The following is a 17,897-nucleotide window of genomic DNA, read 5'->3' on the forward strand; positions in this document are numbered from 1 at the left end:
GACCCGCCGCCGCGGGATCCTGCACACCGGCGCCCAGCCGGCCGGGGCGGGTTCGACGGCGTGCGGATGCGTGAGGGCGCCGAGGTCTCGCAGGTGGCCCCTGGCACGCTGTACCGCGGCTTCCCGTCCGCGGTGCGTCTGCTCGTGGCCGCCGTGCGGGACCGGCCGGAGCGCCCGCACGGCAGCCTGCGCGAAAGGCCCCCACGGGTGGCACGGCCGCCGGGCGGCCGGCCGAGCACACCTGGCGCCCGGTGCTCGTCACCTGGGCCCTCTCGTTCGGATCATGCCGGGCTCGCGGGCCCTGGCACCGCGCCTCGCCGCGTTGTCGTCGGTTGCCATGGCGCCGCCATGGCGCCCTCCTCCGCCGTGCGACGCACGGCACCAGGACCCGCTCCCTGATCCGGCCTGATCCGAACGAAAGACCCTGGGTGTCGGGCCGCGCGTGCGTCGCCCAGGCGGAGGCCGGCCCCGGGACGCTGTGCCGCCTGATCGATCTGGCGGAGCCGGGCGGCCGGCCGAGCACCTTCCCACGGACGGCACACGGCGCACGGAAAGACCTACGAGACGGGTTCCCTTCGCCGGCATGGTCCGGATCAGGTGCTGGGGGTCGCCGGCCGGCCTGACTGCTGCCGTGCGGCCTCTCAGCCCCACCGTCGCTGTCGGCCCCGGCGGATGCCTGCGCGTCTCGCCGTAGTCGGCTACTCCGGTTGGACTCCCTCACTCGCCTCGTAGGCTGTTTTCAGGATAGACCCGCCCAGCCGTGTCAGAACCCACCATTTGGCACCATTTCCGACACCGCCGTGCCGGCGCCCCTCAGCCGGCCGGTTCCAGGCCCTTCCAGCTCCGGGCGGGCGCCCGCGGACCGGCCCACTCCTCCAGCAGGCGGCGGGCCTCCTGCGGCGGGGCGGCCAGGGAGACCCGCTGGGTGCCGGCGTGGGTGTTCCGCTCCCGCTCCAGCGTGCCCGCGCTGCAGCAGGAGCACAGCAGCTCGAAGCTGCTCGCCGGGTCGGCGCCGTAGTCCTGCCGGCCGAACAGCTCGACCAGCGCCTCGACGTCGGCGGCCTCGGCCGCGTGCACCGTCACCGTGAGCGTCGGCAGACCGGAGGGCTCGAAGAGGAGCAGTTCGTCGAAGACCGGGTACTCGCGGCCGTCCACGACCCGGCGGCCCGTCGGCTCGCCGTCGTGCACGACGACCTCGCCGTACCGGCGGCCGGCGGTCACCGGCACGTTCATCACCCGGCCCCGGGTCGGGCACAGCCGGTCGATCCACACGACCTCCCGCTCGCCGCCGGTGTCCAGGCGTACGCAGGCCGGCCCGAGACGGGCCTCGATCGGGCCCTCGCCCGCCGGGAGCGTGATGCCGAACCCCTCCCAGGCCTGGCGTGCGGTGACCCACTCGCGCTGGATGGTGGCCGCGATGCCCAGGTTCCAGTACGCCGGGTCGCCCTCACCGCGGGGGGCGCGGGCGGCGGCCTCACGGCCCAGCTCGTACGCCTTCGCCCAGTTGCGCAGGAACTTGTGACCGAGGGCGGCGTCGTACCACCACACCCCGCTCGGCTCCTCGTCGGGGAAGTGGGCGAGCACCCGCTCGAGCAGACCGGCGGCGGTCAGCCACTCCTCGGCGTCCCACGCCTGGTACGCCCGCTCGATCAGCTGCTCGGCCTCGGACTTGCGCACGCTGTGTTCCTCACCCCGGTCGGTACCCGTCGAAACCGCAGGAGCCTACCCCGTCCTTCCGGCACCCCGGCCCGCGGGTGGGCAGGCCTGACGGGCCCACGCGCCGTAGGTCAGGCGTGGGTGGTGAGGCCCTCGGTGACGGCCGTCCGGCGGCGGAGCCTGTCGACGGTGGCGGCGTGGCAGCGCAGCGCGTGGGCGACGGACTCCAGTTCGCCGGGACCGCAGGCGGTCGCGGCGGGCCCGGCCGGCGCCGGTCGGCTCCGGTCCCGCGGTGCGTGCAGCACCTCGGCGGCGACCAGGATGTCCACCGCCGCCGCGATGCCGCGCGCGACGCACTCCGGGTGGCCCGCCGCGGTCGCCGCCCGCAGGGTCCTCTCGCGCCGGGCTCCGCTGAGGTGCGGGGCCAGCTTCAGGAGTCCGTCGTTGATGGCGGCCCGGCGCAGTTCGAGGCGGAGGGCGGCACCACTGACCCGGCCGGTCGCCGGCGCCGCCGGCGCGCTGACGGTCAGCATGATCTGCCACAGCGGCTTCAGCCGCCGGTAGGTGCGCACGAGCCGGCGGCGCTCCGCCACGAGCGGCCCGGCCTGCCCGGCGATGAAGGCGACGGCCACCAGGCCGGCCTCGGCGATGGCGAAGGGCGGGGCGACGTACGTGGACAGCCAGTCCCAGTCCCGGCCGCTCCACCGGGCGCCGATCGCGGTGAGTTTGGCCAGGTCGAAGAGGAGTCCGAGGGCGTAGGCCTCCTGGAGGAAGATCACCGCCCGGCGCAGCCAGGTCTCCTCGACCTCCTGGAACCAGGCCCACAGCATGCCGGCCGCGACCAGCGCCGACACCAGGTGGGCGACGAGGTAGAGCAGCACGAACTCGCGCATCCACGGCGTGTCGGCGTAGTACGTGTCGAGGTCCCGTACCCGTTCCACATGGTGGTCGCCGAGCAGGAATGTCGTCCACAGGCCGACGATGATCACGGTGTACGTCATCCACACCAGCCGGGTGCGCCGGCGGCGGACGACGGACGGCGGCTCGCGCCAGGTGATGATGAGCCACAGGCAGGCGCCGCAGTAGACGGTCAGCAGCGAGTAGACCCACAGACCGGCGAAGTTGGGGATGCCGGTGAGTTCGTTGATGCCGTGCAGGCCGGCCGGCGGCAGCGAGGCGAAGACGACCGCGCCGATACCGAGCAGCAGGGCGGTGGCCCGCAGGATCGGGTCCTGCCAGGCGCGCCGCAGCAGCGGGACTTTGATCACGAAGGCCACGGCGAACAGGGCGGCCGGGACGGCGTAGGCGGCGAGGCAGCCGGCGAGGTCCCAGCGCATCAGGGCCCGCCGATGTTGCCCAGTGAGGAGGACAGCCGGCCGGTGAGGGTGTCCTGGGTCGTCCGGCCGGCCGCGCCCGGCCCGACGACCTTGGAGAACTTGGCCGCGAGGCGCAGCCCGCACTCCTCGGCCGCCCACTCCGCCTCGGCCGCCGGCGCGGCGGGCGAGCGGGTGGCCGTGGCGACCACCTGGTCCCAGGGGATGTCGTCCTCGGCCCGGGACAGCAGCCGGCGTGCGGCGGCGGGCAGTCCGGCCGGGTAGTGCACGTCCAGCGTGCCGTGGTGGACATGGCCGATCTCGTGCCCGGCGATGACGAACTGGTGCAGTTCGGGAGCGCGTTCCTCGACCACGACGAGGTACTCCTCGTCCCGGGCGAGGGTGACCCCGGAGACGTCCAGGGTGGCCGGGAAGGCGACGAACTTCAGCCGCACCGGGCGGTCGAGGCACGGGCTGAGCGTGGCGCACAACGCGTGCAGGAACGCCTTCGGTTCCGTGGGCGGGGTGAGGGTGCGGACGGTGTCGCGCACGAGCTGGTCCAGGAAGCGCTTGGGGGATCTCGCGTACTTCGGGGAGCCCGCCGGCCGCGGGTGGGCCGCGGGCGCCCGGGATTTGGGGGAGCGGGCGGTTCGCTCAGGCACGCCCGGTGTCCTTCGCCCGCTCCGAGGAGATGATCATCTCGGCCAGGTCGGCCAGGGTGGCGAGCTGCCGGGCGTTCATCTGCGGGGCGCGGGCGGCCAGCCTGACCAGTCCGCTCTCGCGCAGCCGCAGCAGCGGGTCGGCCTCGGCCTCCAGGCTCTGGAGCACCGGTCGCAGCGCCTCGTGCAGCGCCTCCGGTTCGTCCGCGGTGAAGAAGCCCGCGGGCAGGCAGAAGAACCGGCGCAGCCGGTCGGCGTGTTCGAGGCTCGGCATGCCGCTCTTGCGCCACTCGCTCAGCCACTGCCTGCTGGTCCCGGCGATCCGGGCCAGCTCGTCCAGCGAGTACCGCTTGCCGTCGGGCCGGCGCCGGGTCTCACGGATGAAGTCGAGACGCTGACGCACCCGTTGGGCCAGGCACGGCTCGGAGACCTGTCCGCCGTGGAGGAGTTCTACGACGGTGCCCGCGGGGATGCCGGTGCGGTACGAGAGACCGGTCACGTCGAGGACCTCCGACAGGCGGCCCGGCCGGCCGGTCAACTCCCCGAGCCGTTCCAGGACTTCGGCCAGCGAGGCGTAGGCGTCACTCACCGAGGTCCCCCCTGGGCGTGTCGTCCGTTCGGCGGCTGAGCTGACGCGAGGCTACCCGGTTGCCCGTGCGCCGACCAGACGTGACAACACTCCCTGCGGAAGTACGCAGCTATCGTTGACAGTTGATGGTGCGGTGGGTGAGGATCACTGCACACAGAGCAAGATCTGACCCGCCCCGGGTGCCGCCGATGGGGGAGCGGCACCCGGGGTGTTTCTCGTCCGCCTTCGCCGTCGAGGAAGGACCAGGCACCCATGGCGCAGCCCGTCCTCCTCCTCGGGACCGGACACGGGGACACGTGCGGTGAGTTCCCGCTGGCGCGGATCGCCGCGGTCCACCCGGTGATCCTGGTCGACCCGGACCCGCCCGCCTGGGCGCGCCCGTATCTGGCCGGCCACCTCGCGGCCGACCCGGCCTGCGAGGCGCAGACGGCCGACGCCGTGCTGCGGTACGCGGCCCGGCGCCCGGTCGGCGGCCTGCTCACCTGGTCCGCGGAACACCTGGTGACCGCAGCGCGCCTCACCGCCCGGCTGGGGCTGCCCGGCCTGCCGTACGAGACGGCCGCGGCCTGCGCCGACCCCGCCGCGTTGCGGGCGCTGCTGCTGCGGCACCGGGTGACGCCGGCCGGTCCCGAGGACACGGAGGGGCCCCTCGTGTCCGCCGAGACCGTCGTCCTCGACGACGAGATCCGCATCGTCGCGCTCACCCGTACGACGACGGGCCCGCCGCCCGCCCGCCGCCCGCTGCGGCACTGCGTCCACGCCCATGACGGGCTCCTGCACAACCGGTTCCTGCGCCAGTGCGTCGAGCGGACCGTCCGCGCGCTCGGGCTCACCCACACGGTCGCGCACCTCACCCTGCGGCTGACCGACCGCGGCCCCCACGTCACCGGCGTCGCCCCGCACCTGCCCGGCGACCTGGTGCCGCTGCTGGTGGAACAGGCCACCGGCGTCGACCTCGCCCGGGCCGCCGCCGCCCTGGCCACCGGCCGGCTCCCGGAACTGACCCCGACCCGGCAGCAGGCCGCCGCCGTCCAGTTCGCCTACCCGGCCGCCACCGGACGTCTGACCCACCTCCGCCTGGACCCCGGTGCCGCCCACGAGCCCTCCGCCGAACGCATGGTCCTCACCCGGCGGGCCGGTGACCCGGTGACGGCCGCCGCGCACGCGGACGTCACCGACCGGCTCGCCCACTGGGTCGCCACGGGCGAGGACCCCGCCCGGTGCGAGGAGGCACTGCGCCGCATGGCCCGCCACCTCAGCGCGACGGTGGCCCCGGCGACGAGCACGTACGCGGCGTAGACCGCCGGGCCCACCCACATGCGACCGGGTCCGACGGCGGCACCGACGGACGACCGGCGCACCGGCAGCACCTGACGGCCCGTGTGCGTACGGTCCGCACCGTACGGTGCCCGGGTACGGCCCGGCCCCGGCGGCGACCCGCGCTCCCGTCGCCGTCACGGCCGTGACCCCGGTCACCGTGGCCCTGTGCCCACGGCCACCCCTCGGCCCGCCCGGGGCGGCCGGTACAGTGGCGGGGTCGTCATCACACCCGTACGGGGGGAAGCCGGTGCAATTCCGGCGCCGGCCCTTCCCACGCCCTCGACTTCGCTCGAGCAGGGGACACCCCTGTCCGTGAACCGTCGTCCGACGGTGCGCCGGACCGCCCCGGGCGGGACGTTGACCGGCTCCCGTGCGCCGGCGGCCCGCCGCGCACGGCACCGTCGAGTACTACGGAGCCGAGCCGCCCGGGGAGTCTCCCGCGCGCCGCCGGCTCCCCGCAGGAGAGGCAGTCGCCGACCATGAACGTCCGCCGCAGTGCCGCGGCCCTCGCCGCCGTAGGCGTGCTGGCCGCCGCCGCGCCCGCCACGGCCGCCGACCCGTCCCCGTCCGCGCCGTCCCCCGAGGTGACGGCCCCGTCCGGGCTGTACGGCAAGGGCGACCCGACGTGGGACGGCGTGTGGCGGCAGTCCCTCACACTGGTCGCCCAGCGCGCCCTCGGCTACCGCCCCGCCGCCACGGCCGTGGACTGGCTCACCGGACAGCAGTGCGCGAACGGCGGGTTCGCCGCATTCCGCGCCACCACCGGCACGGCCTGCGACAGCAAGGTCAAGCTCGACACCAACAGCACCGCCGCCGCCGTCCAGGCCCTCGCGGCGGTCGGCGGACGCGGCGGCGCGGCCGGCAAGGCCGTCGACTGGCTGAAGTCCGTGCAGAACAAGGACGGCGGCTGGGGCTACTACCCGGGCGCCCCCAGCGACACCAACTCCACCTCCGTCGTCATCGGCGCGCTGGCCGCCGCGGGCACGGACCCGGCGGACGTCCGCAGGTCCGGCAGGTCCCCCTACGACCCGCTGCCCGCCTGGTCCGTCCCCTGCGACCAGGACGGCGGGGGCGCCCTCGCCTTCCAGCCGGACAAGAAGGGCAAGCTGCTCGCCAACGCGGACGCGACGGCGGCCGGCCTGCTGGGCGCCCTCGGCAAGGGATTCGCCGCCCCGGCCGGCAAGGCCCCGGCGAAGGACACCTGCACCAAGGGTGGCCACCTCACCCGGACACAGGTCGCCGACAACGCCGGCGCGTACCTCGCGGCGGCCGTCGCGAGGACCGGGCATCTGCGGTCCACGCTGCCCGGCGCCAAGGACCAGCCCGACTTCGGCAACACCGCGGACGCCGTCGTCGCGCTCGCCGCGGACGGCCGGACCGAGGCCGCCCACAAGGCGTACGCCTGGCTGGAGAAGAACGCCGGCCAGTGGGCGACGCAGAGCGGCCCGGCCGCGTACGCGCAGCTCATCCTCGCCGCCCGCGCGGTCGGGGAGCAGCCGGGTGACTTCGACGGCACCAGCCTGGTCCGCTCCCTCAACGCCCTCGGCCCCGCCCCGCACATGGACTCCGCCGCGGACCCGTCGGCGTCCGACGAGAAGGACTCCGACAGTGGCGTCTGGTGGATCGTCGGCGTCGGTCTCGTCGCGGGCATCGGCGTCGGTCTCCTGCTGAGCGGCCGGAAGAAGCGGCAGCCGTGACCGCCGTCCGCCGTGCCGTGCCGGTGCTCTTCGCCGTGGCGCTCCTGTTCGGCTCCGCCGGACAGGCCGGTGCCACCGGTTACCGCTACTGGTCGTTCTGGGAGCGGACCGGGGGGCACTGGGCGTACGCCTCGCAGGGCCCGGCGTCCGTCCGCCCCGACGACGGCAGCGTGCAGGGCTTCCGGTTCGCGGTGAGCGCGGACTCCGCGGACGCGAGCCGGCCGCGCGGTACGGCGGACTTCGGCAAAGTGTGTGCGGGGACACCCGCGAAGTCCGGTACGAAGCGGGTGGGTCTGGTGCTCGACTTCGGTACGCGATCGGACGCGCCGTCCGGCGAGACCCCGCCGTCGTCGCGTACGGCGTGCGCGCGGGTGTCGCCTGACGCGACGGCCGCGGATGCGCTGGCCGCGGTGGCCAAGCCGCTGCGCTACGACACCAACGCCCTGTTGTGTGCGATCGCCGGGTATCCGGCGAAGGGGTGCGGGGAGCAGGCCTCCAGCGGGGGCGAGACCGCGTCCGACGGCGGGACCGAGTCGAACGGTGGGCCGTCGCTGGGGCTGCCGGTCGGCGTGGCGGTGGTCGCCGCGCTGGCGGGGGCGGCGGTGTGGCGGGCCAAGCGGCGGCGCGATGACGCCGGGTGAGACGGCAGGGGGGTACGGGCGTGTCGGGCCGTCCCGTGAGTGCGGGCGCGCCGCGGCTGGTCGCGCGGCTCCCCGCGCCCCTGAGGCGTTGCGGCCGGCGTCGGCTTACCGCGGGGGTGTTCTGCATCCCGGGGCCTGGTGGGCATGGGCTCTCGGGGTCGGGGTCGCTGCCGGCCGTACCACCAATCCGCTTCTCCTCGGCCTCCTCATCACCGCCTCCGGCTACGTCGTGGCGACGCACCGGTCGTCCGCGCCCTGGTCCCGCTCGTACGCCGCCTTCGCGCGGCTCGGACTCGCCGTCGTCCTCGTCCGTCTTCTCTTCGCGGTAGCCCTCGGCTCCCCGATCCCCGGCACGCACACGCTTCTCACGCTTCCCGAGGTCCCGCTGCCGCACTGGGCGCAGGGCATCCGTCTGGGTGGCCGGGTCACCGCGGAGGCGGTGGTCTTCGCCGCGTACGACGGACTGAAGCTCGCCACCCTCCTGGTCTGCGTCGGCGCGGCGAACGCGCTGGCCGCCCCGGCCCGTCTCCTCAAGTCCCTGCCCGGCGCGCTGTACGAGACGGGCGTGGCGGTGGTCGTCGCGCTCACCTTCGCGCCGCACCTCGTGGCCGACGTCCAGCGGCTGCGTGCCGCCCGCCGCCTGCGCGGCCGTCCGGACCGGGGCGTGCGGGGCCTGTTCCAGGTCGGACTTCCGGTCCTGGAGAGCGCGTTGGAGCGTTCGGTGGCGCTGGCCGCCGCGATGGAGGCGCGCGGTTACGGCCGTACCGCCGAGGTCCCCGCCCGGGTCCGCCGTACGACGGCCGCGCTCACCCTCGGCGGTCTGCTGGGCGTGTGCGCGGGAACGTACGGGCTGCTGACGGCCGAAGGCGGCACGTACGGTGTCCCGGTGCTGCTCGCCGGGGTCGTCGCCGCGCTCGCGGGCCTGCGGCTGGGCGGCCGGCGCTCCCCGCGGACCCGGTACCGCCCGGACCCGTGGGGTGCGCGCGCCTGGCTGGTCGCGGGCTCCGGTGCCGCGGTGGCCGCGCTGCTCACGCTCGCCTCCGTCCGCGATCCGGGGGCGCTGCACCCGGGGGTCGTACCCCTGGTCGCCCCCGGGCTTCCGGTCTGGCCCGCCGCTGCCGTCCTGTTCGCCCTGCTGCCCGCCTTCGTCGTCCCCAGGGAGCCGTCGTGATCCGCTTCGAGGATGTCAGCGTGACGTACGACGGTGCGGCCGGGCCCACCGTCGCCGACGTCTGCTTCGAGGTGCCCGAGGGTGAACTGGTGCTGCTCGCCGGCCCGTCCGGGGTCGGCAAGTCGACGGTGCTGGGCGCGGTGAGCGGGCTGGTGCCGCACTTCACCGGCGGTACCCTGCGCGGACGCGTCACGGTGGCCGGCCGGGACACCCGTACCCACCGGCCGCGCCATCTGGCCGACGTGGTCGGCACGGTGGGCCAGGATCCGCTCGCGCACTTCGTGACGGACACCGTGGAGGACGAACTCGCCTACGGCATGGAGTCGTTGGGGCTCGCCCCGGAGGTGATGCGGCGCCGGGTGGAGGAGACCCTCGATCTGCTGGGTCTGGCCGGGCTGCGGGACCGGCCCATCGCCACACTGTCCGGCGGGCAGCGCCAGCGCGTCGCGATCGGCTCGGTCCTCACCCCGCATCCACGGGTGCTGGTCCTGGACGAGCCGACGTCGGCGCTGGACCCGGCCGCCGCGGAGGAGGTGCTGGCCGTGGTGCAGCGGCTGGTGCACGACCTGGGGACGACGGTGCTGATGGCCGAGCACCGGCTGGAGCGGGTGATCCAGTACGCCGACCGGGTCGTCCTGCTGCCGGCACCCGGTGCGGCTCCGGTCGTCGGTCCCCCGGCCGAGGTGATGGCCGTGTCCCCGGTGTTCCCGCCGGTGGTGGACCTGGGCCGGCTGGCCGGCTGGTCCCCCCTCCCCCTGACCGTCCGGGACGCCCGCCGCCGCGCCGCCGGCCTGCGCACCCGCCTGAGCGCCACGACCACGACAGCGACCGCGACCACCGCCACCGCCTCCACCGTCACCGGCACTGCCACCACCGCCGGCACCGCCTCCGCCGGCGTCCCCGCCCAGTCGCGGCGCCCCGCACCCGCCGGACCCGCCCGCCGTCCCTTCTTCCGCCGTCGCCCCTCCCCCGGCCCGGTGGCGCCGCCGGCCACGCGCGTGGCCGAGGTCCGCGCCCTCTCCGTGCGCCGGGACGGTGTCCACGCGCTGCGGCGGGTGGACCTGACCGTCACCCCGGGCGAGACGGTGGCCCTCATGGGCCGCAACGGCGCCGGGAAGTCGACGCTGCTCGGCTCGCTCGTCGGGCTAGTGGCGCCCGGTGCGGGCACGGTCACCGTCGGCGGAGCCGTCCCTCACCGCGCCTCGCCCCGGGAACTCGTCCGCAAGGTCGGTCTCGTCCCACAGGAACCGCGCGACCTGCTGTACGCGGACACGGTGGCCGCCGAGTGCGCGGCGGCCGACCGGGACGCGGGCGCGGCGCCCGGCACCTGCCGGGCGCTGGTGTCGGGGCTGCTGCCGGGCATCGCGGACGGCACGCACCCCCGTGACCTGTCCGAGGGCCAGTGTCTGGCACTCGCCCTGGCCGTCGTGCTGACCGCCCGCCCTCCCCTGCTCCTGCTGGACGAGCCGACGCGCGGCCTGGACTACGCGGCGAAGGGCCGTCTGGTGGCCGTCCTGCGCGGGCTGGCGGCCGAGGGACACGCGATCGTACTGGCCACGCACGACGTGGAACTGGCCGCCGAGCTGGCCCACCGGGTGGTGCTGCTCGCCGAGGGTGAGGTGATCGCCGACGGTCCGACGGCCGAGATCGTGGTGTCGTCGCCGTCCTTCGCGCCGCAGGTGACGAAGATCCTGGCCCCGCAGCGGTGGCTGACGGTGTCCGAGGTACGGGAGGCCCTGGCATGAGCCGCCCTACCCCGCGAATCCGTGCCGTCCGCCTCGGCCCCCGCTCCGTCGCCGCGCTCGCGCTGACCGGCGCGGTGGGTGTGGCGGCCTTCGGCTGGCCCTTCCTCGCTCCGCCCGGCTCCGGGCTGGGTGCACACGCCCAGGACGCGCCGTGGCTGTTCGCGGGCCTGCTGCTGCTCCTGGTGGCGGTCGTGTCGGCGACGATCTCCGAGTCGGACCTCGGACCGAAGGCCGTGGCCATGCTGGGGGTGCTGGCCGCGACGGGCGCGGCGCTCCGCCCGATCGGCGCGGGGACGGCGGGCCTGGAGCCGATGTTCTTCCTGATGGTGCTGAGCGGGCGGGTGCTCGGTCCGGGCTTCGGGTTCGCGCTGGGCTCGGTGACGATGTTCGCGTCCGCTCTGCTCACGGGCGGGGTGGGGCCGTGGCTGCCGTTCCAGATGCTGGCGATGGGCTGGTTCACGACGGGCGCCGGCCTGCTCCCGGGTGCGGTCCGCCTGCGTGGTCGCGGCGAACTGCTGCTGCTGGCCGCCTACGGCTTCCTGGCGGCCTTCGCCTACGGCACGGTCATGAACCTGGCCGGCTGGCCCTTCATGGGTGCGTCGGTCTCGGGCATCTCCTTCGACGCGGACGCTCCGGTCGCCGTCAACCTGGCCCGCTTCGTCGCGTACTGCCTGGCCACCTCGCTCGGCTGGGACCTGGGCCGGGCGGTGTGCACGGTGGTGCTGACGCTCGCCCTCGGTCCTGCGGTGCTGCGCGCCCTGCGCCGGGCCACGCGGCGGGCGGCGTTCGAGACGGCGGTCACGTTCGACGGCCCCGGTGCGTGAGCTGCCGCATCCCCACGGTGAGCGGGACGGTGAAGCACCCCACATGACGCACGTCACCTACGACCCGGGATCGTAGTCCTATTTGTCCGATACATCCTTCTGTGCACCCCTTCTGACCTGCGCTTTGAGACCCACGCCACAGACCCGGTCACACCGGCAGATCCGGCCACAACTAGTAAAAGGGGTCATTGCGGACTTGTTTCGCGCCTGTTTCTCTGGAGGACGTCGCCAGGCACCACGAGCCCCCCGGGCCGCGGTGCCGACGCATGCGGCCACAGCGCGTGGTCCTTCCCATGCGGGTGATCCACCGTCCCCCACAGAAGAGGTTTCTCCGTGTCCGTCTCCTTCATCCGCCGCGTCGCTTCCCCCAAGAAGGCCCTCACCACCGTCGCCCTGGCCGCCGCCACCGCCGGCATGGCGCTCACCGCGGCGCCCGCCCAGGCCGCCCCCGCCTCCGCCTCCTCCGCCCAGGCGATCGCGCACAAGATGATTCCGGACGCCGCGCAGTTCAACGCCTTCAGCAAGATCGTCGAGCACGAGAGCGGCTGGAACCCCAGCGCCACGAACAGCTCCTCCGGCGCCTACGGCCTGGTCCAGGCCCTGCCGGCCTCGAAGATGTCCTCCGCCGGCGCCGACTGGAAGACCAACCCCGCCACCCAGATCAAGTGGGGTCTGGACTACATGAACTCCCGCTACGGCAGCCCCGCCCAGGCCTGGAACTTCTGGCAGGCCAACGGCTGGTACTGAGCCGCCCCTACGCGGTCGCACCGCTGAACCAGCGCGCGATCCCGGCCAGCGCCGCCCGGTCCGACCCGAAGTGGTCGACGGGCCCCACCTCCAGCACCCGCACCCTCGCCCCCCGGCCGGCGAGGGTGCGCGCGCATGTCCGGGCGTTGCCGATGGGCACGTCCGTGTCGCGGTTGCCCGCGTACAGCCGCACCGGCACCTCGGGCTTCCAGTCACAGGCGTGCCCGTTGGCGCGCAGGGCCTCCAGCAGGCCGCCGGCCGGCCTGCGCAGCTGCCGGTAGAAGCGGTCGGTCAGCAGCTGCCGCACGGTGGGCGCGAGCTGCCGGACGATGTCCTCGTCCTTGTGCCGCCCGTCGAAAAGCCCCTCGACCCGCCCCGCATAGGGCTGCCGGAACACCTCGGCGGGGTCCTTGTAGATCGGGTGCAGCCGGTTCTGGGCGACGAGGAAGTAGGAGAGGTAGAACACTCCGCTGACGTTGTTGACCCGCCCGTCGGTGAGCGCGGGCTCCTCCGTGCCCTGGAGGTCGTACGGCCCCGCCACCGGCGCCACCGCCTTCAGCCGGAACCCGGCCGCGTCGCCACCCTGCACGGCCCGGGCCAGCGCCATCGCCACCTGGCCGCCCTGGGAGAACCCGGTGACGTACAGGTCCCGGTCCAGTGAGCGCCCCAGCAGACGGCTCGCCGTGCGGGACGCGCGCAGCATGTCCACGGATGCGGTCACCGCGGACCCGGTGTCCATGTAGGGGTGCCGTCCCGGTCCTTCCCCCAGCCCCAGGTAGTCGGGTGCGGCGACCGCGCGCCCGGTGGCGGCGAACAGGTACGACCGGGTGCGCGCGTCCTCCGCGACGGAAGGGGCGTAGGCGCGGTTCGCCATGGTGCCGTGGGTGTCGGAGACCAGGCCCAGACGGTGCCCGCCGCCCGACGGCACGGTCAGCAGGCCGGTCGCGGTGGTCGGTCGCCCCTGCGGGTCCACCGTGCGGTACGTCACCCGGTACGCGAGGACGCCGTAGCGCAGCGGGACGGCACCGATGTGCCGCTCACCCAGGGCGCGGGCGATCTCGGCGCGGCTGTGCGCGGCCACCGGCACGACGGACACGACCTCCCCCCGGTCACCGCTGACGTGCCCCTCGGCCGCGGGCAGCCCCGGCACCACCCCGGCGGCACCGACGAGCACCAGGGCGCCCAGGGTGACCGCCGGGCCCTTCCGCAGGGACCGACCGGGCTGCTTTCCCACCACTTCGCGCGTGTCCTGTGTCATGTCCGGAACGCTACGGACGCAGGCCGCGCCGGGACATCCGAGAGCCCCCCGTCCTCGGGGTGGACTTCTTTCGCGGGCCGGGTGGAGTTCTTTCCACCTTCCACGGCCACCGTCCCCCCGGAGGAGCGACGCCGACACCACCGGTACCGGACCCGGAGTTGCGCGGGCTGCGGCTGGTGACGAACTCCCTTCCGTGACAGAGCACACCTCTGAGGACGCGGAGAGTGGCCGGGGGCTTACGCTGGTCGACGCCGCAGTCGAGAAGCGGCCGGCCCGCCGGGCGTAGCGATCAGCCGGGGGCCGCTTCCTTCACCGACTCCCGGCTGCTCCCGGCCGCCGACCGCGCGACCGGCCGGGCCCGCGGCCCCTGGAGCACGTACGACAGTCCGAACCCCGCCCCGACCACCACAGCGCCGCCGACCGCGTCCAGTACCCAGTGGTTGCCGGTGGCGACGATGGCCGAGACCGTGAAGAGCGGGTGGAGCAGGCCGAGGGCCTTCATCCACCACTTCGGGGCGATGACCGCGATGACGATCCCGCACCACAGGGACCAGCCGAAGTGCAGGGACGGCATCGCGGCGTACTGGTTGGTGAGAGCGGTCAGGGTGCCGTAGTCCGGCTTGGAGAAGTCCTGGGCGCCGTGGACGGTGTCGATGATGCCGAGGGCCGGCATCAGGCGGGGCGGGGCGAGCGGGAAGAGCCAGAAGCCGGTCAGCGCGAGGAAGGTGGCGAAGCCGAGGGAGGCGCGGGCCCAGCGGTAGTCGACCGGGCGGCGCCAGTACAGGACGGCGAGGACGGTGAGCGGGACGACGAAGTGGAAGGACTCGTAGTAGTAGTCGAAGAATTCCCGCAGCCAGCCGATCCTCACGACGGCGTGGTTGACGGTGCGCTCGATGTCGATGTGCAGGAAACGTTCGGCGTCCAGGACCAGACGGCCGTGGTGCTCCGCGGTGGCCCGGCCCCCGGAGTTGGTGCCGCCGGTCGCGGCCAGCCGTACCTGTTGGTAGGCCGCGTACGTGACGCGGATGAGGAGCAGCTCCAGGAGGAGGTCGGGGCGGGTGAGGACCCGGCGCAGGACCGGCAGCAGCGGGACGTGGCGGAAGCGGGCCGGGGGCTGCGGGGCGTACTCGGTCGCGACCGGGACCTGGTAGTACGGCGAGGTGCGGGACAGGAAGGGGGCGGCCGTGGCGGCGGCGAGGGCAGCGAGCAGCACCAGGTTGTCCCGCAGCGGGTACATCACCGGCATGTCCGGCAGCATCATCTTCGCCGGGAGCGTGGTCACGAGGATCACCGCGACCGGCCAGACGTAGCGGTCGGAGGCCCGCCTGCCGACCCGGCCGACCACCGCGAGCAGCACCCACAGCAGCTGGTGCTGCCAGGTGGTGGGGGACACGGCGACCGCGGCGCAGCCGGTGACCGCCACGGCCAGCAGGAGCTGGCCGTCGTGGGCATAGCGGACGGCACGGCGCAGGGCGAGGCCGGCGACGGCGGCGCCGAGCAGCAGGAAAGAGGTGATCTCCAGGGGGCCGGTGAGGCCGAGGCGGAGCAGGGCACCGTGCAGGGACTGGTTGGCGAGGCCGTCGGCCTTGCCGCCGAGGCCCACGCCGGCCATGTGGTGCACCCAGTAGGTGGCGGAGTCGTGCGGCAGCGCCGCCCAGGCCAGCGCGGTGCACGCGGCGAAGGTGCCGGCCGTGGCGAGGGCGGCCCGGCGGCGGCCGGTGAACCACAGCAGCGGGGCGAAGAGCAGGACGGTCGGCTGGAGGGCGGCGGCCAGGCCCAGGCACAGGCCGCTCGCCCGCTGCCCGCGGACGGTGAAGCAGCCGAGCAGGACGAGCAGCACCGGGATGATGCTGGTCTGGCCGAGCCACAGGGCGCTGCGGACCGGCAGCGACAGCATGAGGAGGCTGACGGCGGCCGGCGCGGCCAGCAGTGAGGTGCGCCGGCTGACCGGCTGGGGCAGCGCACGGGCAGCCACCAGGCCGAGGGCGACGACCAGCAGCAGGGTGCCGAAGGTCCAGCCCCAGCCGAGGGCGGCTTCCGCCGAACGGGTGAGGGGCTTGAGGGCCAGGCCGCCGAAGGGCGTGCCGGTGAACCGCGTGGAGTCGTAGATCGAGCCCTTGACGTGCAGGACGCCCTCGGGGCCGACCCAGGTTTCCAGGTCGGTGAGCCGATCGCCGCTCGGTGTGGTCAGGACGACGGTCGTCTGCCGTAGGGCGAGGATCGCCGCGATCGTCCACAGGGCGAGCCGGGCGGCGCGCAGCCGGTTCCCGGTAGCCGCCTCGCCGAAGGCATCCGTCGGTCGTCCGCTGTGCCGCACGTTCGCCACGCCTGTTCGGCCTCCCGCCCCGTCGCGTCCCGGGCGCGCCCTGCGCGCCGGGTCCGTCCGCGCCTCTTCCGAGGCTTTCAGACCCCCTGGGCAGGGACGCAGGAAACCTCCGCTTCACCTGACGTCGATCGGCCTTTTGTCCGGAACACGACCGTCCCGGCGACCCGCGGTTGCGGGCCGTGGACGCGACAAGGATCACACTGATCAGGCGGAATGGCAGTGAGTGAGTGGGCAGGAGTACCTGCGTATCCGGCCTTTAATTGCATGCTGCATCGATTCGCACACCGTACGTAAAGGGCAGACATGCCCCTATGGTCGTTTTTCGGCCCGTCGTACGTCAGCGACGCCGTCCGGGTCCGTCCCTGTCCCCGTCGAAAGGTAGGCGAGCTCCGTCTTGGCGACCTTCACAGCCGTCAACCCGCCCCTGAAGGCACGACGGGCCACCACGGCCCGAGACACCGGCGATGTCACCGTCACCGACCCGGCGCTCGTCAAGCGCGCCGTGAAGGCGGCCGCGCTCGGCAACGCGATGGAATGGTTCGACTTCGGTGTCTACAGCTACATCGCGGTCACCCTGGGCAAGGTCTTCTTCCCGTCCGGCAACCCGACCGCGCAGCTGCTGTCGACCTTCGGCGCCTTCGCGGCGGCCTTCCTGGTCCGCCCGCTCGGCGGCATGGTCTTCGGCCCGCTGGGCGACCGCGTCGGCCGGCAGAAGGTCCTCGCCGTCACCATGATCATGATGGCCGCGGGCACGTTCGCGATCGGCCTGATCCCGTCGTACGCCACGATCGGCGTCGGCGCGCCGCTCCTGCTGCTGGCCGCGCGGCTCGTGCAGGGGTTCTCCACCGGCGGCGAGTACGCGGGCGCCACCACGTTCATCGCCGAGTACGCCCCGGACAAGAAGCGCGGCTTCCTCGGCAGCTGGCTGGAGTTCGGCACGCTCGCCGGTTACATCGGCGGCGCCGGCCTGGTCACCCTGATGACGGCCCTGCTCTCCTCCGACGACCTCACCTCCTGGGGCTGGCGGATCCCGTTCCTGATCGCGGGCCCCATGGGCATCATCGGCCTGTACCTGCGGATGCGCCTGGAGGAGACCCCGGCGTTCGCCGCCGAGGTCGAGAAGGCGGAGGCCGCCCGGCCGAAGGTGCCGCTGCGCGAGATGGTCACGGGTCAGTGGAAGGCGCTGCTGCTGTGCATGGGCCTGGTCCTGGTCTTCAACGTCACCGACTACATGCTGCTGTCGTACATGCCGAGCTACCTCACCAGTGAGCTGAAGTACGACGAGACGCACGGTCTGCTGGTCGTGCTCGGCGTGATGGCCCTGATGATGGTCGTCCAGCCGTTCGCGGGCGCCCTGACCGACCGCGTCGGCCGCCGGCCGGTCATCGCGGCGGGCTGTGCGGGCTTCCTGCTGCTGTCCGTTCCCGCGCTGCTGCTCATCCGCCAGGGCAGCCTGGTCGCCGTCGCGCTGGGCATGGGCGCGCTGGGTCTGCTGCTGGTCTGCTTCACGGCCGCCATGCCGGCCGCGCTGCCCGCGCTCTTCCCGACCCGGGTGCGCTACGGCTCCCTGTCGATCGGCTTCAACGTCTCCGTGTCCCTGTTCGGCGGGACGACTCCGCTCGTCGTGACCGCGCTGATCGGGTTGACCGGGAACATGATGATGCCCGCGTACTACATGATGGCCGCGGCTGTCGTGGGCGGGTTCGCGGTGTGGCGGATGTCCGAGTCCGCGGGCCGGCCGCTGCCGGGGTCCGCGCCGGCGGTGGAGGAGCGGTGACCGTCGGCACGTCGCCGGCGAGCGCAGCGAGCCTTGCGGTTGCTCGCCGGCTGCGGCTCGGTCGTAGCTGATCGCGCGGTTCCCCGTGCCCCTTGGGGGGTGCGGGGATCTCTGCTGGGATCATCTGGGTGGGCAGAGGCAGGCAGTCCGGGGAAGACTCGGGAATGACACTCG

General features: G+C 74.1%; 14 protein-coding genes. 8 read left to right on the forward strand and 6 right to left on the reverse strand.

What is annotated here, in order from left to right; genetic code table 11:
• Positions 1-813 precede the first annotated feature (813 nt).
• From ACF1BE_RS01860 to ACF1BE_RS01875, 4 genes are all read right to left on the reverse strand, one after another.
• Entirely contained in the window at positions 814-1,677 is an 864-nt protein-coding gene (locus ACF1BE_RS01860) for a tetratricopeptide repeat protein (protein WP_392197007.1), read from the reverse strand.
• Between the two features lie 110 nt (positions 1,678-1,787).
• The gene (locus ACF1BE_RS01865; RefSeq protein ID WP_392197008.1) at positions 1,788-2,993 is read right to left on the reverse strand and encodes an MAB_1171c family putative transporter; all 1,206 of its coding nucleotides are present in this window, start codon (positions 2,991-2,993) and stop codon (positions 1,788-1,790) included.
• Positions 2,993-3,631, reverse strand: a complete 639-nt coding sequence (locus ACF1BE_RS01870) for a hypothetical protein (RefSeq protein ID WP_392197009.1) — start codon at positions 3,629-3,631, stop codon at positions 2,993-2,995. Before ACF1BE_RS01870 ends, ACF1BE_RS01865 begins: the two co-directional genes overlap by 1 nt.
• On the reverse strand, positions 3,624-4,217 hold the full coding sequence (locus ACF1BE_RS01875) for an XRE family transcriptional regulator (RefSeq protein ID WP_392197010.1): 594 nt from the start codon (positions 4,215-4,217) through the stop codon (positions 3,624-3,626). The genes ACF1BE_RS01870 and ACF1BE_RS01875 overlap by 8 nt, the downstream gene beginning before the upstream one ends.
• Before the next feature lie 252 nt (positions 4,218-4,469).
• Here ACF1BE_RS01875 and ACF1BE_RS01880 point away from each other — a divergent pair, with 252 nt between their 5' ends.
• The 7 genes from ACF1BE_RS01880 (at position 4,470) to ACF1BE_RS01910 (ending at position 12,362) form a co-directional block, all read left to right on the forward strand.
• A complete protein-coding gene (locus tag ACF1BE_RS01880; RefSeq protein ID WP_392197011.1) occupies positions 4,470-5,516 on the forward strand; it encodes a hypothetical protein in 1,047 nt (348 codons plus the stop codon).
• Between the two features lie 500 nt (positions 5,517-6,016).
• Positions 6,017-7,234, forward strand: coding sequence for a prenyltransferase/squalene oxidase repeat-containing protein (locus ACF1BE_RS01885; RefSeq protein WP_392197012.1), 1,218 nt, complete (start codon positions 6,017-6,019; stop codon positions 7,232-7,234).
• Positions 7,231-7,875 (forward strand): SCO2322 family protein, encoded by a 645-nt coding sequence (locus ACF1BE_RS01890; protein WP_392197013.1) that lies wholly within the window; start codon positions 7,231-7,233, stop codon positions 7,873-7,875. The genes ACF1BE_RS01885 and ACF1BE_RS01890 overlap by 4 nt, the downstream gene beginning before the upstream one ends.
• On the forward strand, positions 7,862-9,046 hold the full coding sequence (locus tag ACF1BE_RS01895) for a CbiQ family ECF transporter T component (protein ID WP_392197014.1): 1,185 nt from the start codon (positions 7,862-7,864) through the stop codon (positions 9,044-9,046). Before ACF1BE_RS01890 ends, ACF1BE_RS01895 begins: the two co-directional genes overlap by 14 nt.
• On the forward strand, positions 9,043-10,791 hold the full coding sequence (locus ACF1BE_RS01900; RefSeq protein ID WP_392197015.1) for an ABC transporter ATP-binding protein: 1,749 nt from the start codon (positions 9,043-9,045) through the stop codon (positions 10,789-10,791). The genes ACF1BE_RS01895 and ACF1BE_RS01900 overlap by 4 nt, the downstream gene beginning before the upstream one ends.
• The gene (locus ACF1BE_RS01905) at positions 10,788-11,615 is read left to right on the forward strand and encodes an ECF transporter S component (RefSeq protein ID WP_392197016.1); all 828 of its coding nucleotides are present in this window, start codon (positions 10,788-10,790) and stop codon (positions 11,613-11,615) included. Before ACF1BE_RS01900 ends, ACF1BE_RS01905 begins: the two co-directional genes overlap by 4 nt.
• 333 nt (positions 11,616-11,948) lie before the next feature.
• Positions 11,949-12,362, forward strand: coding sequence for a transglycosylase SLT domain-containing protein (locus tag ACF1BE_RS01910; protein ID WP_392197017.1), 414 nt, complete (start codon positions 11,949-11,951; stop codon positions 12,360-12,362).
• 7 nt (positions 12,363-12,369) lie between these two features.
• On the opposite strand, the gene ACF1BE_RS01915 is transcribed toward ACF1BE_RS01910, so the two are convergent.
• The gene (locus ACF1BE_RS01915; RefSeq protein WP_392197018.1) at positions 12,370-13,620 is read right to left on the reverse strand and encodes an alpha/beta hydrolase; all 1,251 of its coding nucleotides are present in this window, start codon (positions 13,618-13,620) and stop codon (positions 12,370-12,372) included.
• Positions 13,621-13,909: 289 nt separating this feature from the next.
• Positions 13,910-15,946, reverse strand: a complete 2,037-nt coding sequence (locus ACF1BE_RS01920) for a bifunctional glycosyltransferase 87/phosphatase PAP2 family protein (protein ID WP_392197019.1) — start codon at positions 15,944-15,946, stop codon at positions 13,910-13,912.
• Between the two features lie 424 nt (positions 15,947-16,370).
• On the opposite strand from ACF1BE_RS01920, the gene proP reads away from it, so the two are divergent.
• Complete coding sequence (proP, locus tag ACF1BE_RS01925) at positions 16,371-17,723, forward strand: glycine betaine/L-proline transporter ProP (protein ID WP_392197393.1); 1,353 nt, start codon at positions 16,371-16,373, stop codon at positions 17,721-17,723.
• Positions 17,724-17,897 lie beyond the last annotated feature (174 nt).

Source organism: Streptomyces sp. NPDC014991 (assembly GCF_043080665.1).
Lineage (GTDB): Bacteria > Actinomycetota > Actinomycetes > Streptomycetales > Streptomycetaceae > Streptomyces.

Coding starts and splice junctions, on each gene's coding strand:
- ACF1BE_RS01865 (WP_392197008.1), bottom strand. CDS start 2,993: ATGCGCTGGGACCTCGCCGGCTGCCTCGCCGCCTACGCCGTCCCGGCC.
- ACF1BE_RS01880 (WP_392197011.1), top strand. CDS start 4,470: ATGGCGCAGCCCGTCCTCCTCCTCGGGACCGGACACGGGGACACGTGC.
- ACF1BE_RS01885 (WP_392197012.1), top strand. CDS start 6,017: ATGAACGTCCGCCGCAGTGCCGCGGCCCTCGCCGCCGTAGGCGTGCTG.
- ACF1BE_RS01895 (WP_392197014.1), top strand. CDS start 7,862: ATGACGCCGGGTGAGACGGCAGGGGGGTACGGGCGTGTCGGGCCGTCC.
- ACF1BE_RS01905 (WP_392197016.1), top strand. CDS start 10,788: ATGAGCCGCCCTACCCCGCGAATCCGTGCCGTCCGCCTCGGCCCCCGC.
- ACF1BE_RS01915 (WP_392197018.1), bottom strand. CDS start 13,620: ATGACACAGGACACGCGCGAAGTGGTGGGAAAGCAGCCCGGTCGGTCC.